The organism is Croceitalea sp. MTPC5, from assembly GCF_036985505.1.
Lineage (GTDB): Bacteria > Bacteroidota > Bacteroidia > Flavobacteriales > Flavobacteriaceae > Croceitalea.
The window spans coordinates 179,282-194,479 of sequence record NZ_BTGQ01000006.1 but is presented as its reverse complement, the minus strand read 5'-3'; the positions used below and the strand labels follow the sequence as shown (position 1 = coordinate 194,479).

Annotated in this window: 11 protein-coding genes and 1 pseudogene; 4 read left to right on the top strand and 8 right to left on the bottom strand. The window is 41.9% G+C overall.

Features of this window, described 5'->3' with window-relative positions; all coding sequences use genetic code 11:
- The first annotated feature begins 531 nt into the window (after positions 1-531).
- Both AACM45_RS17770 and AACM45_RS17765 read left to right on the top strand, forming a co-directional pair.
- Positions 532-1,128 carry a hypothetical protein gene (locus AACM45_RS17770; protein ID WP_339144304.1) on the top strand — a complete coding sequence of 199 codons (597 nt, stop codon included), beginning with the start codon at positions 532-534 and terminating at the stop codon, positions 1,126-1,128.
- A gap of 73 nt (positions 1,129-1,201) precedes the next feature.
- Positions 1,202-2,538 (top strand): annotated as a pseudogene (locus tag AACM45_RS17765) (IS3 family transposase).
- On the opposite strand, the gene AACM45_RS17760 reads toward AACM45_RS17765, so the two are convergent.
- From AACM45_RS17760 to AACM45_RS17730, 7 genes are all read right to left on the bottom strand, one after another.
- On the bottom strand, positions 2,533-2,913 hold the full coding sequence (locus AACM45_RS17760) for a hypothetical protein (protein ID WP_339144303.1): 381 nt from the start codon (positions 2,911-2,913) through the stop codon (positions 2,533-2,535). The pseudogene AACM45_RS17765 and the gene AACM45_RS17760 overlap by 6 nt on opposite strands.
- A gap of 31 nt (positions 2,914-2,944) precedes the next feature.
- The gene (locus AACM45_RS17755; protein WP_158657142.1) at positions 2,945-5,485 is read right to left on the bottom strand and encodes a spermidine synthase; all 2,541 of its coding nucleotides are present in this window, start codon (positions 5,483-5,485) and stop codon (positions 2,945-2,947) included.
- Positions 5,486-5,582: 97 nt separating this feature from the next.
- A complete protein-coding gene (locus tag AACM45_RS17750; RefSeq protein WP_339144302.1) occupies positions 5,583-6,920 on the bottom strand; it encodes a hypothetical protein in 1,338 nt (445 codons plus the stop codon).
- A 19-nt stretch (positions 6,921-6,939) separates the two neighbouring features.
- Positions 6,940-8,532, bottom strand: a complete 1,593-nt coding sequence (locus AACM45_RS17745) for a TonB-dependent receptor domain-containing protein (protein WP_339144444.1) — start codon at positions 8,530-8,532, stop codon at positions 6,940-6,942.
- On the bottom strand, positions 8,445-10,202 hold the full coding sequence (locus AACM45_RS17740; RefSeq protein ID WP_339144301.1) for a SusC/RagA family TonB-linked outer membrane protein: 1,758 nt from the start codon (positions 10,200-10,202) through the stop codon (positions 8,445-8,447). The genes AACM45_RS17745 and AACM45_RS17740 overlap by 88 nt, the downstream gene beginning before the upstream one ends.
- 104 nt (positions 10,203-10,306) lie before the next feature.
- Complete coding sequence (locus AACM45_RS17735; RefSeq protein WP_339144299.1) at positions 10,307-11,176, bottom strand: FecR family protein; 870 nt, start codon at positions 11,174-11,176, stop codon at positions 10,307-10,309.
- Positions 11,177-11,200: 24 nt separating this feature from the next.
- Entirely contained in the window at positions 11,201-11,458 is a 258-nt protein-coding gene (locus AACM45_RS17730; RefSeq protein ID WP_339144297.1) for a hypothetical protein, read from the bottom strand.
- A 115-nt stretch (positions 11,459-11,573) separates the two neighbouring features.
- Here AACM45_RS17730 and AACM45_RS17725 point away from each other — a divergent pair, with 115 nt between their 5' ends.
- Positions 11,574-12,158 (top strand): RNA polymerase sigma factor, encoded by a 585-nt coding sequence (locus tag AACM45_RS17725; protein ID WP_094997509.1) that lies wholly within the window; start codon positions 11,574-11,576, stop codon positions 12,156-12,158.
- A 63-nt stretch (positions 12,159-12,221) separates the two neighbouring features.
- Here the strand turns inward: AACM45_RS17725 and AACM45_RS17720 are convergent, their stop codons facing one another.
- The gene (locus AACM45_RS17720; protein WP_094997510.1) at positions 12,222-14,456 is read right to left on the bottom strand and encodes a TonB-dependent receptor family protein; all 2,235 of its coding nucleotides are present in this window, start codon (positions 14,454-14,456) and stop codon (positions 12,222-12,224) included.
- A gap of 227 nt (positions 14,457-14,683) precedes the next feature.
- Between AACM45_RS17720 and AACM45_RS17715 the strand changes: the two genes are divergently transcribed.
- Positions 14,684-15,130, top strand: coding sequence for an HYC_CC_PP family protein (locus tag AACM45_RS17715; protein ID WP_339144294.1), 447 nt, complete (start codon positions 14,684-14,686; stop codon positions 15,128-15,130).
- Positions 15,131-15,198: the final 68 nt, after the last annotated feature.

Here is a 15,198-nt window from a genome sequence, read left to right as displayed (position 1 = left end):
CAGAAATCGGTTTTTTTGCTTCACCTGCAATGAAGAAGAATCATCATTTTTTATGAGTGGTAATTCATTGGTAATTCGCATAAATTGATGCGATAAAATAAAAAAAGGCGCCACTTGGACGCCCTCTTATATTAAAAGAAAATCATTTTCTATTCCTTCATCGTATGATACACGTTCTGTATATCGCTTATTTTAATTTAAATAATTGATATTGAATTAATTATATGTAATTTTAATTTCATTAGTTCGATATTAGTTCGGTTTTGAGAAATAATTCTAATGAGTGATTACTTTATTCTCCCCAATGATAATCAAAATTTCAAAAAGATTGAAGTAATGCGGGGCATTCATTTGCAGATATACATGGGGAAAAACCACAGTTTTTATGAGGATTTCCTGTAATGGGGTTTCAAATAAATTTTCTAGATTGTAGAACTCCCCCATTTTGAAAGCCACTCGAAATGAGGTGTGTGTATTTCTTACCCTAAAATTGGCTTTCCTAATTTTTTGAATATTTAAAAATTATCGAATATGAAAGCCACTGTTCTACTCTTATTTCTCATTTTTTGCTTTTTTTCAGTACCAATTTCAGCTCAATATGGCCGGTTTACAGAAGAAGAAAGACTTCGCGAACTCAGGAAAAATAGTGAACCAATACGTTTGCTTGTAGAGGATATCCGTAGGGCGGTTTACGCAAGCGAAAAGGACTTGGACGACTGTCTACCTCCTTTTACAAGTGCAACAATAACCCTTGAAGGGACATCGGAAGGCGAGGCGGGAATTGAATTAAACCTAGTTCTGTTTAAAATAACATCAAAAAAGAAAAAAGGGAAAATAGACAAATCTGTAATAACTTTTGTTAGGGACACGATTTTTAGTCCATTGATGGATAAAGTTAGAGATGGAAGCACTGGGAATTTTAATATTATTAGAAATCTTATTGTCTCCCAAGCATATTCAAACTGTGTTTCCTCAACTGCAATAAAGGAGTTAACATCTGATTTGAAAGATAAAACTGTCCTATTTAATATTTTAGAATATGAAAATTTAGAGAATCTATCTGATGAAGACGCTGAGGAAATTATAACTTGTAAATCTTCAACTAAAAGTGGACTGATCTTGGTCTAAAGATAAGTGATGGTTTTGTTATCTTCAAGGCTAGCCTTGAAGATGGATTCATTAACCATTTAAATCACTTAAAATGACAAAGAAGAACACGGAATCAATCGTAAAGGACATTAAAAGGAATACAAGGAGGAAGTTTTCTGCAGAGGAAAAGATCCGTATCGTGCTGGAAGGTCTCAAGGGCGAGGAATCGGTATCCGGCATCTGCAGGCGTGAGGGCATTGCCCCGGCACTGTACTATCGTTGGAGCAAGGATTTTCTGGAAGCTGGGAAGAAGCGCCTGATGGGTGACACCATGCGCGAGGCCAATACCAGTGAAGTAAAGGAACTCCGTGGGGAGAACTCCCAGCTTAAGGAAACGGTGGCCGAACTGTTGCTCCAGAACCGGGTGCTCAAAAAAAGTACCAATGGCTTAGGGTAAAATGGAGGAAGTACATGCGATTTACCCAACAGGAGAAATACGAGATCATAAGGCTTGTGGAGACATCTGAAATAGGCGTGAACAGGACATTGAAGGAAATAGGGATAAACAAGAGCACCTTCTACAACTGGTACGGTAAGTACCTCGAAGGTGGCTTTGACGGACTTGCGCCCAACCATAGGGCACGCAATACCTATTGGAACAGGATACCCGACAAGATTAGGTCGGAGGTCGTGGAGATGGCCCTGGACTTCCCGGAGGAATCCTGTCGCGGACTTGCCTGTAAGATGACCGATGAGCGGGAATACTATATCTCGGAGAGCAGTGTCTACCGCATACTTAAGTCACGTGGACTGGTGACATCCCCTGCTTTTGATACCATGGCCGCTTCACAGGAGTACAGGGACAAGACCATAAGGGTTCACCAGATGTGGCAGACGGACTTCACCTATCTGAAGATCGTCGGGTGGGGCTGGTACTATCTCTCGACCATTCTGGACGATTACAGCCGATATATTATCCATTGGGAACTCTGTCCCTCGATGAACGCAGGGGATGTGAAGAAAACAGTGGGAAGGGCATTGGAAAAGGTATCGCTGCCCAAAGGGCAAATGCCAAGGCTCCTGTCGGACAACGGGCCCTGTTACATCAGTGGCGAACTGAAGGAGTTCATAAAGGAAAGGGAGATGGAGCATATCCGGGGAAAACCGAACCATCCACAGACGCAGGGCAAGATAGAGCGTTACCACCGTTCGATGAAGAACATCATCAAACTGGACAACTACTATATGCCGGGGGAACTCAAGGAAAGGTTGGAAGAGTTCGTGGACTATTACAACAACAGGAGATACCACGAATCATTGGACAACCTGACACCGGCAGCCGTATATTTCGGAAGGGACAAAAAGATATTGGAAAAACGTAAATCGATAAAGAAAAGAACGATGCTCAAAAGAAGGAAAGAGCACCTAATTCAAAAGTTGAAACTATGACTTAACTTTGGATCGGGACAGTCCTAATTCGTTTGAAGACGTACAGGTATCGGCCACATAGCGGACCAGCCCCTTATTGGTATAGACATCCCGTATTTCCGTGCCATCGCCTTTCTTGCCGATTCTTGTGTATTCAAATCGCCCTTGGTTTCTTTTGTATGTATACTGATAATCCCTAAAATCAAATGAAGCCTTTGCATTTTTCAATTTTTCGGTTCCCGAAACCGCTATGGCCTTATCGATGATATCTTGTTGCGCAAAGGAAAGACTAAAAGATAGTATGGATATGATTATTGGAATCGAAAAAAAGAATGGTTTGTTGCTTACTTGTTTCATATAGTTCTTGATCGGTCCAGTTGTTTTTTGGTAATTCATTTTATTTCTTGTTTGTTGGTATTCCCTTATTCTATTCATCAATAGCTTTGGTCTCCGTCTGTAAAAAGTCCGGTGCCAAGAACTGTATCTGTTCCCGTATTTTTTTTGCCTTATCTTCTTCCCCGGTACTGACATATCGCAAATAACGATGGTAAAGCGCCCCCACTTTTACAAATCGAATTTCTTCCTCTGCCAAGTTGGAAAGATAGGGGTCTTTCCCAGCAGGAAGATTAGTATTTAATAAGGTCAACAAATCATCCAACTCCTTGCCTGTAATATAGCTTGCACTGCCCGAATTGGCTTGTTGCGATAGAATAGGTGCCTTAAATTCAACAGACCTTCTGTCATCGGTATTCAGTTCAACACCCGACAACCGATTTCTAATGGCCTCCAAGTTACCTAGATAAAAAAGACCGGCCATGTGGTTGTTTTCCGGGTCAATTTGCTTACCCACTACATGGACAATATTTTTGCGTAAGGTATTATCGTTAAGCTGTGAGCCTGCTTCCTGGCCAACGAGTACGATACTGGCCCGGTCCGTGGAAAAATCGGCCCGCCAGAGTGTCACTTGTGGATAAACGGCTGCAAATGTAGCGGCAATGGTATTGAAGTTCTCAGGTGTAAGCTGGTATAGCGGTAACCATTGCGCAAAGATGCCACCGGGCGATAATCGCTTTTTAACTTGTTCAAAATGCTCAAGGGTGTAAAGACTTCCCGTACCCGCATGCCACGGGGTAAAAAGGTCTCCGATAATAACGTCGAATTTCTTATTGGCGCCCAGAAGAAAGTTTCTGGCATCGTCAGCTACGATATGCGCCCGTTTATCTTTGAAAAGTCCATTGGTCCAAGGTGAAAAATAACGTTTTGCCGCAGTAACCACGTTGGACACCAGTTCAACGGCTACTACATTTTCTACATCATGATTAAACGCGGCACCTGCCGTGATGCCGGTACCCAGTCCCAAAAACGCCACATTTTTAGGTGCTGAATGTATCATAAGCGGAACATGGGCCTGCATTTGCTCGACCAAAAACGATTTCGAATCCCCGAGCACATAAAAATTATCTAATCGCATCTCTAAATTTCCCGCCAATTGTATTATAGAGACGACACCGTCGCTTGATTGCCAATAATCCAGTACTTTTTCTCCTGTTTTCAATTGTACAAGAGGTGGGTTTTTCAACACGAATATTCCGAAAATCAATGCAACTGGTAATAAAAGTTGAATAATTTTCTTTTTTCCGGATGCTGGGAAAACAATCAATAGAGCTAAGATGCCATACAGAACAGCAATGATTTTTATACTATTCCAGAGGCCGACCAAATCAAATAGAACAAAACCTGCCACTACCGGTCCCACAAAGCCGCCCAACGAATTGTAGAGTACTAATTTGCCCGCGATTATCCCAGATGGCATATGGATTGTAGGGGCCGCTTTCAACAGAAAGGGAAACACGGCACCTAAAATAATAGTTGGAGGCATAATTACTATTAGGCTTAGTTTAAAGACGGACCATATATATGTAAGCCAAGATGCGTTCACTGCAAGGTACTCAAGTCCGTTTGTCACAGTACTGAATACCGTTGGAGATATTCCTATCAAAATTGCGGCCGAGGCCAACAATAAGATCAAAAATTTTGTTGACGGCGCCCTTAGCCTTACCAGCACATGGGATAAAATACCGCCAAGCCCTAGGGATAAAAGGAACACTACCAATATTGCAGCGAACGAATAGACCGAATTTTGTAAAACTTGGGCTAACATTTTAGTCCATAAGGTTTCGGCCGCTAGTGCCAAGGCCCCGGAAAAAAAGGCGACCGTGATGAATTGGCCATAACCCAATTCGGATGTAGCGTAAGTGGATTTTTCGTGCTTTTCAGGCCAATCGAAGGCTTCAAGAGCAGCTGGGTGGGGAGTCTTATAAAAGCGGTCGATAACAAGCGCCAGAACCCCTACGGAAAGAGCCAGGGCCATGGCAAAGCCATAGGTTGCACTGACCCCGTACCTAGCTAACAAATAAAACGCGGCAGCAAAAGCACCTAGAGCGGCCCCTAAGGTATTTACGGCATACAAAATCGTTCCACGTCTTGAAAGGTCAATTCGATTTTTCCCGATGTACTGTGCCAAAACGGGAAAGGTGCCTCCCATTAAAAATGAAGGAAAAAAAAGTAATGAAATACCAAATACAAACTTGATGACTAAGAGAACGCTTCTTGAAACCCCTAAAAAAGATACGATATCAGAATAGTACTTTTCGTAGAAATGGAGGCCAGGAACCAACAAGAGTGCCGTTACGGCAATACCTAGCTCCATAAAGCCATATAAGCGAAGTGGACGTTTAAAACGGGCGGAAGCCTTGCCAAAAAACCGTCCCCCAAGGGCCAATCCGAGAAAAAAAGCGGATAATGTTGCAGCTGTTGCATACGCCGCATTCCCGAAAACAAGTCCCAGCCGGTACATCCAAATCACTTGGAATATAAGGCCAGCGGTGCCGGACAACAAAAACAAGGCACATAAGAAAATGAAGCTTCCAGAACGTTCAAATTTTGGAATCGCTAACAGGTTTTTCATAAAAAATGTAATTGACAACTTTGCCTTCAGCAAACTTAAAAAGAAAAGAGGCCCTAAAAAGCCTCCTCTCTTTTTTGTATGACATTTTCAAATATTTTCAATCCAAACAGCCAACATAATTGGGGTTGTTCGATTCTGACTGTGGGACTAGAAATTTAAGATTGGGATTATATTCCCCTCCCTTGAAATAAGGCCCCCATGGAAACACACTTGAGGGCATCATATCATAAACATCCACAAGTCTTCTTAGGTCTCCCAGTCGATGACCTGTACTGAACAACCAAAAGGCACGTTCTGAAAAATGGGCCAGCAACAGGTCTTCGCCACTAATTCCTGAGAGGTCTAACTCTGATAGACCCATTGCGGCCCTAAGTTCATTATGTATATTCTCGACGGTTTGGGCATCATCTGCACTAGCGGCCGCCTCGGCTTCGATCAACCTTGCTTCTATTCCTGAGGCCAAGGCCACGGGTACACTGGAGGAATTGAATTTGAGTTGGTTGTAATACAGGGTAATATCATCTTGTCCAAATTCCGTGCCCCCGTCCCAAGGTGTCCAGGGATCCATAGCGGAGCGGTACATTAGACCATTGCCGCCTTTGCCATCTGCTATAGAAAACTGACGGCGAACAGTGGTCATTATATAAATACCGTTCTCTTGTCTACGACTGTTGTCTGATTGTTCAATATTGTAAACAAAATCTGATGGAACAGCAGATACTTCGCCAGCCGCGGCATCAATTTGTCCTAGGCCCAAAAGGGAGCGGGCCTTGCCTAACCGCCCCAGGTTGGCCAATTTATCGTTGCTGCCGGCGTTGGTGATGGCTTGATCAAACCATTCGACCGCAGCATTAAACATTTGCTCAGTAGTCAAAGGCTCGCCATAGATCAATTCACCTCCGTCGGCAGGTGCCTTGCTAAAGGGAACCCCACCGCAAAAGGTTTCTGCGAACATGACATAGGCATACCCAACGATACTTTGCATCTCGCTTTCCACTTCTGGATTTCCGCCGAAATTGGCAAGAAGGTCTATAGTAGTTTCGGCCCCGGTTCGTGATCTGTGCAGGTTACCATAAATTGTATTTATGTCACCGTTAATATCTTGAAGGTTTCGGGTATCAGCCTCACGTCTAGTGGGGAAGGTTCCAGAATAACTATACTCATCAGCCATAAGGCCGCTCATAACGATTAGGCCCGTGGTAGCCCCATGGCCTGCTGCGGAACCGCTCATGGCCACGGCAAGATCTCCCAAAGAACCCGCGCGCAGGGTTTGTATACCGGCTTCGCTATTAAGCGATTCCGGTGTAACAATATCAGGATCTGTAACTTCTACCACCGAATCGCAAGATATACTCAACGATGTAAGTACAACCAAAACAACGACATTAAAGATCAATCTGGAATAGTTGTTTTTTATTTTCAGTAATGTTCTCATTTTCTTAGATTTTTTAATGTTAAAAAGATAGGTTTAGCCTTGCTTTCCAAGAACGCACGGGTGGTTGACTGAGAAATTCCTCAGTAGTAAAATTGGCTTGCCCCTCAGAACTTATTTCGGGATCAAGTCCCGTGTAGTCGGTCCATACACCCAAGTTTTGCCCGGAAAGCGTCAGGCTTATACGGTCAAAACCAAGTTGACTCGAAAAGGTGACAGGCGCATTATAGGTCAACGAAATTTCACGAAGCCTCCAAAACGAAGCATCTTCAATATAACCAGCATTAGTGCCCAAAAATTTTGATGCAACGGCCCTTGCCTGATCGGCAAGCGAGGCATTGGGATCGTTCAGTTCTTGGTTGTTACTATTCCCGTTTCGCCAAGAACCGGTGTTGTTATAAAGTTTTTGACCACCCCTGTAGTTTAGGAGTCCTCTTAGCACAAATTGATTTTCGAAAAAACTAAGTGTTGGGGTAAATGAAATATCAGTAGTGGCAAACGGCGTACCTAAGTACCCTACTTCCCCAACTTGTATCTCATCCTGCCCAATGAAACCATCGCCATTGGCATCGTTAAAAGTATAGGTTTCATCCCAGTAACCGCCAAGGGGAAAGCCTTCAACGTGACGTTGTTGACCAAAAATGACCGGTTGTATGCCCTCACCCAATTCTATCAATTCATTATCTATGAACGAACCCACAAAATCCACCCCAAAGAAAAACTTATCGGTTTCGATGATTCTTGTATTCAATCCAATTTCAATACCCGAGTTTTTAACGGAACCCAAATTTTCAAAGCGCCCTTCGCCCACGCCGAGCGATAAGGGCAATTGCCTAAATATAAGAGCATCTTCGGTACGTTTATTAAAATAGGTCATTTCAAAGCCAATTTTTTCGGACAATAGTTTCGCATCAAAGCCGAACTCAACTTCCGTTGACCGCTCTGGGGTTAAGTCGGAGTTTCCAACGCTGCCAATAGTGACCCCGGTAACACTTTGTCCGTCCAGTGTAGCGGCTATGGGATTGAAAAACCTCAGCGCATCATTGGTGCCCGGTTGTACCCCCGAGGCTCCCCAGGCTCCCCTAAGCCGTAACGAGCTTATGCCATATTTGTCGGAATCATTGAAAAATTCTTCTTCCGAAATCAGCCAAGAAGCACTCACTTTGGGGTAAAATACCGAATTGAACGAGGCACCAAAAGAACTCCCGCGATCGGCCCGTACGGCACCTGTCACGAACAATTTGTCATTAAAACCGATCTGTTCCTCCACAAAGACCCCTACGGTACGCGACTCGATGGTCTGTTCGTTACTTTGTGTTACTGCTGCCCCCGCAATAGAATTACTACCCGCAACCAACTGAAGACCGGTTGCGAAGGTGCCTTGCGAAAGATTCTGTAAATATTGGAATCCAAGGGAAGTTCTGGAATTTATGCCCTCCCAAAGATCTGTTTTGTAAGAACCTACGGCATCCAAAGTATAGACAAAATCGTTGAACCTATTAGAGAACCGGGCACCTTCGTCGTAGTTTAGAAAATCAGGGGCTTCACCCGTGGGGAAAAACTGACTGTCCCAACGGGATGTAAATCTAGGCCTCCGGAGGCTCTTAGGTTCAATTTTTCAGAGGGTTGCCAAATGAGTTCAAGACCACTGGTAAAACGATTGATTATTTGCCGGGTGTCTATGGTAAACAGTTCATCGGGTGTAAATTCACCCCAACCGTTGTTGACATCTATGGTCGATGTACCATTTAGGCCCTGACTCATTAATGCGAGGGCAAAATTATCGTTCAAGGGAAGTTCCAGATTACTGTTGGTGTAGCCCGTGGTCAAATTTACCTTAAGGTCATCAGTAATCTTGGCTCCGAAATTTCCCCGGAAATTCGTTCTTTTTATGTTATTGACGGGCAACACGCCTTCACCGTCGGTAAGACTTCCCGAAAGGAAATAGGTGAGTACTTCCGAACCTCCCGATACGCTCAACCCACCGCCATAAGACTGTCCGGTTCTAAAAGGCGAGGTACGCGGGTCGTTCAAGGGCTGAAAAGAATTGACCGTACTGTGGACAAAAGTGCCTTCGGCCGCTTCAAAGTTGAAACCGGGATTGCCTGCTGCGTCAAGTGCCTGATAGTTTTTGGGATAGGTTGTTACATCTTCTACCAAACCGCTCTCGAAAAATGCAGACCATCTTGGTTCTCCTTGTTTACCTTTTTTAGTGGTAATACGAATTACACCGTTGGCCGCAATAGATCCGTATAATGTTGCCGCGGAAGGACCCTTGATGATTTCGATAGACTCAATATCCTCTGGGTTGATATCATTTAAACGGGAAGGGGATTGCCCACCTGTTTCAAAAGAGATTGAATTTGCCTCGTTATTAATCAAAATACCATCAACATAAATTACTGGTTCGTTGGAAAGGGATGCACTGTTCGAACCCCTGATCCTAATGCGCGAGCCCATGCCTGTAGAACCTCCACTACTTGAAATCTGAACGCCGGTCGCCTGCCCCTGAAGTAGGTCCGAGACATTGCTTATCGGCCGCTGCTTTACGTCATCGGCAACGTTGAGATTCGCAATGGAATTTCCCATCTCAACCTTACGGCGCGCACCGGTTGCGGTAACGATTACTTCGTTCAAATCCATTGAACTTTGCATCATGGCAACGTTAATTACGTCTGCTTGTTTTACACTGATTTCACGTGAGGAAAAGCCAATATAGGAGAACACAAGAATATCGCCCTCAGAAGCTTCTATTTCATATTCCCCATCAAAATTGGTGGAAACCCCTTTAGTGGAGCCCTTGATTACAATACTCACTCCACCTAAGGGAATATTGTCTTGATCGGTTACCGTGCCAGTTACCGTCATGGTTTGACCCGGAACCTTTGGAGGATTGGATGAGGCCGGACTAGTACCGGAATTCAACTTTTTGCCGTTTTCAACCAACACGATAAGTTTTTTTCTAATTTCAAAAGAAACATTGGTTTTCTTTAGAACTATACCCATCAGTTCATCTATCTTGACTTTGTCAACGTTTACGGAAATACGTTTATTGATGTCTAAAGTGGAATTCTTATAAAGAATGTTGAAATCGGTTGTTTTCTCTATTTCTTCAAATATTGACGCTATCGTAGCATCCTTCATGTTCATAGAAATATTGGATTTCTGGGAATACGTGTTATTTGCCTGAAGTTGAAAAAAGGCAACCAAAAGAAACAACATGGTAATTTTCATTTTCAGGTCTATTTTAATCGTAAAATACCTTTTACATAGTGTGTTTTTCATACTTTTGAGAGAGTTTAGAAATTGGTCAAATAGTTTTTAAATTCGTTTGGAATCATGGGATTGTTCCAGCAATCCCTGATTCTTTTAAGGTTCACTCCATACGCTTAGTTTTTAAGGTTAATTTTAATGTTATTGTTTTCAATGTTGTAATCAAAACTTTTAATCCGTTGAAAAGCCTGTAGTATTTCCTCAATGGTTTCCGTTTTAAACCTTCCTGTATATCTTTCTTTGCTTACCTGCATATCCTTTATCTCGATTTTTACATCATAGTGCCTTTCAAGTTTTTTTGCGATATGATAAAAGTCTTCGTTCTTGAACAACAATATGCCATTTTTCCAAGCAATGTAACTGCTAACATCTATATTGGCAGTGGATAGTTCATCATCGGAATAGGAATAGGAAGCCAGCTGATTCGGTTTTAGGATTACATCTCCCGAACCAATAGAATTATTCCGACCGACTGACAGACTACCTTCAATAAGTACCACTTGAATATGTTCGTCATCCCGATAACTGGAAATATTAAATTCCGTCCCTAGGACCTTTGCATCAAGAAGTTGTGTGCTGACCGTAAATGGCCTTAAAGAATCTGAAGCAACGGTAAAGTAAGCTTCCCCTCTAAGAACAACATTCCTTGGACCTTCGTCGTAAAATATCACTGGGTATGTAATTGAGGAACCCGAATTAAGGTATACTTCCGTACCATCGGATAGTAACAACTGAAACTTTTTTCCATAAGGCACATCCAAGGTGTTGAAAACCAACCGATTCACCTTTTTTTGGTTCGATGCTACTTTTTTATAGGTAATTTTAGTGCCTTCTTGCTCTACCACATAGGCATTTGTAGTAGACACTATTCCGGTTGCCTTGTCATTTAAGGTTTCCTTTTTAGACCCATCTTCAAAAGTAATCGTGGCTTCTTTTTCAAGAATTACTTCAGGACTACGTTGCTCGTAAGCATAAATACCTAACATAAGAACGCCGACAAAAATCGCGGCCTACCTGAGTAGTAAGTTCCTTTTTTTGACCTTGCCTGCGACGAGTCTAGTGTGATTAAAAGCCGATATCAGATTTTTCTTTAGGTGTTCTGTACTTTCTTCTTCTCCAGCCCCGGTTATTAGATGATGGAGTTCCACTTCTTCCTGAAAGCTAGATTTATTTTTATCGACCCATTTGGCCAAAATATCAAGCTCATCCAAAGTTGCCGTATTGATCAAAAATTTGTGTATGATAATTTCTATTTTCTTATTTTTCATCGATGATTTTTAGGAAAGTCCCAATTCATATTATGTAAACGATTGAACTATACAATACCCTTACTTTTTATTGTCAATAATCTATAATATTGATTTTTTTTTGTTAAAATAGCCTATGAATTCAAATAACTTAGATGAAAAAATTAATGTTGAAGCAATCCAAAAAGGGGATAGGAAGGCTTTCAAAACAGTCATTGAGTTCTATTATAATGAAATCTATTGGTATGCAAAAAGTTTAAGCCGTAACGAAGCTTTGGCAAAAGATTTGGTGCAGGAAGCATTTTTTAAACTATGGAAGAAAAGGGATAATATAAAAAAGGGAACTATCTTAAAGGGATGGCTCTACAAGTCTGTCCGAAACAATTTTTTGGACCATGTAAAAAAGTATAAGAAAGAAACTTATTTTTTCGAGACTACCTATGCCGAAACTTTGGACCTTGTAATTGAAAGAGAATATCAAGAAGACTTAAAACATAAGGTGGAACTAGTTGAAAAAGAGATCGAACAGCTTCCAAAGAAGTGCAACCAAGTATTTAAGTTAAGTAAGAAAGAAGGGCTAACCAATACTGAGATTGCGGAACATTTGGGTATCTCCATCAAAACGGTCGAAGGACATCTTACCAAAGCCCTCAAAATTTTAAGGGAAAAATTAAAAGAAAAAATTCAGGTGCTGTTTTTAATTCTTGGCCATGTGAGGTAAAAAGGACAAATGTCCTTACATCGGTTTTCAATTGACATGGTCTAAAAATTATGATTCTTTCTTTTAAAGGCCATAGGTTATTGAAAAGTTAACCCCGAATGGATGCCCAGGCCGTAATCCGGCAGGAACCCTTGACACCGCATAGGTGGTGTCGAACAAGTTAATGATATTGGCGGAAAAGGTGAAGTGGCTATTATAGAAATAGCGGCCCGACATGTCAACGACAAAATTGGAATCCACCCTTAAATTTGTGGGAATGGTCCCTGTTCCTGCTTGTGTCCTGAATGCATCGATATAGCGTGCGCCCATGTCAATGCCAAACTTTTCATGCCCCAGGCCAAGGTTCAAATTGAACTGGTTCTTGGCGATATAGGGTATCTCATCACCCACCGAGACTTCCCCGAATATAGCGTTGGCACTGTCAAATGAACTAAGGAACTCGGTATCGGTCAAGGTATAGTTAAACGTTAACGGTAAGCGGACCTTTTCCGAGCTGTTATTCAAAAGGTTATAGTTCAACGATACTTCTACACCGCTGACCCTTACCTCGCCAGCGTTGAATTGGTCCAAGCTGCCCGTACCACCTGTAGCCGCAAGGTCGCTCCCCAACAAGTTTTGATAGTCGTTATAGTAGCCTACCACTTCGCCTTGAATTCCATGGTAATTAAAACGGGTACCCAATTCATAATTTATACTGCTTTCCGCATCTTGGCCTTCGGTATTGCCGGGAGGGGAAAACCCTTTGTGCACCCCGCCAAAAACGGAAAGATTTTCGGTAAAGGTATAATTTGCCCCAATTCCCGGAATCCAAACATCCACTTGGTTCTCACGTTCGGAAAGGTCCGTACCCGATCTCGTTGCATCGTTGGTACCGTAATTTATCCTGCCCAAGGTAATATTCTCGTACCGAATACCTGGGGTCAATGTAAACCTGCCCAAATTTAGTTTGTACAAGGTATGCGCGGCAATTGCCTTTGCGTTGCCGATACGGTTTGCATCCGCCCCTTTGATGCCGACCGTTGTGCGTATTAGTTCATTGTTCTGAAAACCATACCTGTCTACCCATTGAAACCTATCCTCCTCATCCTCATGGTAGCGAATACCCAGCTCCAGGCTTTGTAACCAGTCAGCGCCCCATCGCAACCGGGCAATGGACTGTATTCCTTGGGAGGTATACCTCCTGTTATTCGCTTTTATGCCGAACACATCTTCCGGGGTATCCGTGTTTCCCAACAAGGCATTGTATTCCATGGCATAGGTTTCCGGATCTGTGAGCACATTGTTTATTCCAACGCGCTCCCCAAGATTTACATCGTCCAATTTGTACCAGTTGCGTTTAAACTTGTTCACATATCCCGTGGTGGTAATGGACAGGGTCTGGGAAAGTTTAAGAAAATGTGTTAATTGGTATTGTTGGTGCTCCGCGTCCATCACATCTTCCGAGGATGCCCTGTATCTACGGTACGGGTTTTCATTGAAATCGGCATCGGTCAACCCTAAATAGGTTTCATTGGCCCTTTCTTCGGAAAATTGGATTTTAAAGAGAAGGGATTGATAGACTTTGGCACCTTCATCGGTATTCATTCGAAACTTTGCCAAATAGTCCGATTTGTCAAAACCCGTATTTCCCCCTCCGTCAATATTTTTAAAACCGTCTGAATTGTAGTTATAGTATTCGCTTACGAATCCGAAGTTCTTAAAACTATCGCCTATTACGATCTGCGTATTCTTTGAATTGAAGTTACCGGCCGATAAGGTCGCTCTTCCAGTAAACCGGTCCGGTATCCGGGTAGAGATCATGTTGATGGCGCCACCCGTAGTATTTGGCCCGTACTGGACCTGACTACTTCCCTTCAATACTTCCACGGCCTGCATCCTTGCGATGGTGGGAAAATAATATGCGGCAGGGGCACTGTAGGGGGCAGGGGCTATAAGTACCCCATCTTCCATAAGATTGATTTTTGCACTACGTTCCGGAGAAGTACCCCTTAAACTGATATTGGGCCGTAATCCAAAACCATCCTCCTCGTATATGTTGACCCCGGGCACGTTTCTCAATATCCTGTTAATATCGTTGTAACTGAATTTTTGAAGTTCTTTCGCCGATATATAATTTGCGGAACCCGTTCTGTTCATGGCTTCAAATTTACTCCCTAGAATTGCACTTCCATTGACTATGACCTCGTTTAAAACTTCCGTTTTCAGGACAGTTGAATCTTTGCCATCATTGCTTTCCTGTGATAATCCTAAATTCGCTGTCAGGAGCATTATTGAAAATACAGTTAAAAACCATTTCATATTATACTTATTTAGATTGAATAAAAATAAAATGCAAATATAATTTTTTTTTTAGAATTGACGCAATCTTATTGAGAAAGATTCTAAATAATTTCCAATTATAATATTACTATAAGTTTGTTGCCTTATGCCAAAGTTTGATAATTGTCATCTATTTTCGAAAGACGAACAATTAGATTTGCATATTGAATAATTTTGATTTTAAAATTTTGTTAAATTTTAAGGGCATGTTAAATTTTATGTATTTTGCAGTATTGATGAAAAGCGATTTTAATAAAATAGCGTCTTTTATAATGGCACTAGTAGTGTTGTTTTCAACCTTTTCTTTTACGGTTGAACAACATTATTGTTGTGACAATCTGGTTGATTTCTCCTTCTTTGGCCAAGTCGAATCTTGCGGAATGGAGATACGACAAACTCAGAACTCACACAATGACAATTTTGATTCTAATGATTGTTGTGATGATATTACATTTTCAAAAAACGGGCAACACGACTTGAAACTTACATTTGAAAAATTAAGTTTTGAACAGCAACACTTCGTTGCTTCTTTCGTTTACAGTTATTTAAACCTTTTTGAGGGATTACAAGAAAATGTAGTTCCTTTCAGTTGCTACTCATCTCTTCTTTTCGTTAAGGATATTCACATTCTGGATCAAATTTTCCTTATATAAAAGCGTATTGTATTGTTGAAGTATGGCTGTGCTATTGATATAGTGTGGTTCATATATTTATTGCCTTT

Excerpts from the sequence above, each read along its gene's own strand:
- AACM45_RS17770 (WP_339144304.1), top strand. The coding sequence starts at position 532 with ATGAAAGCCACTGTTCTACTCTTATTTCTCATTTTTTGCTTTTTTTCA.
- AACM45_RS17760 (WP_339144303.1), bottom strand. The coding sequence starts at position 2,913 with ATGAATTACCAAAAAACAACTGGACCGATCAAGAACTATATGAAACAA.
- AACM45_RS17755 (WP_158657142.1), bottom strand. The coding sequence starts at position 5,485 with ATGAAAAACCTGTTAGCGATTCCAAAATTTGAACGTTCTGGAAGCTTC.
- AACM45_RS17750 (WP_339144302.1), bottom strand. The coding sequence starts at position 6,920 with ATGAGAACATTACTGAAAATAAAAAACAACTATTCCAGATTGATCTTT.
- AACM45_RS17740 (WP_339144301.1), bottom strand. The coding sequence starts at position 10,202 with ATGAAAAACACACTATGTAAAAGGTATTTTACGATTAAAATAGACCTG.
- AACM45_RS17735 (WP_339144299.1), bottom strand. The coding sequence starts at position 11,176 with ATGTTAGGTATTTATGCTTACGAGCAACGTAGTCCTGAAGTAATTCTT.
- AACM45_RS17730 (WP_339144297.1), bottom strand. The coding sequence starts at position 11,458 with ATGAAAAATAAGAAAATAGAAATTATCATACACAAATTTTTGATCAAT.
- AACM45_RS17725 (WP_094997509.1), top strand. The coding sequence starts at position 11,574 with ATGAATTCAAATAACTTAGATGAAAAAATTAATGTTGAAGCAATCCAA.
- AACM45_RS17720 (WP_094997510.1), bottom strand. The coding sequence starts at position 14,456 with ATGAAATGGTTTTTAACTGTATTTTCAATAATGCTCCTGACAGCGAAT.
- AACM45_RS17715 (WP_339144294.1), top strand. The coding sequence starts at position 14,684 with ATGTTAAATTTTATGTATTTTGCAGTATTGATGAAAAGCGATTTTAAT.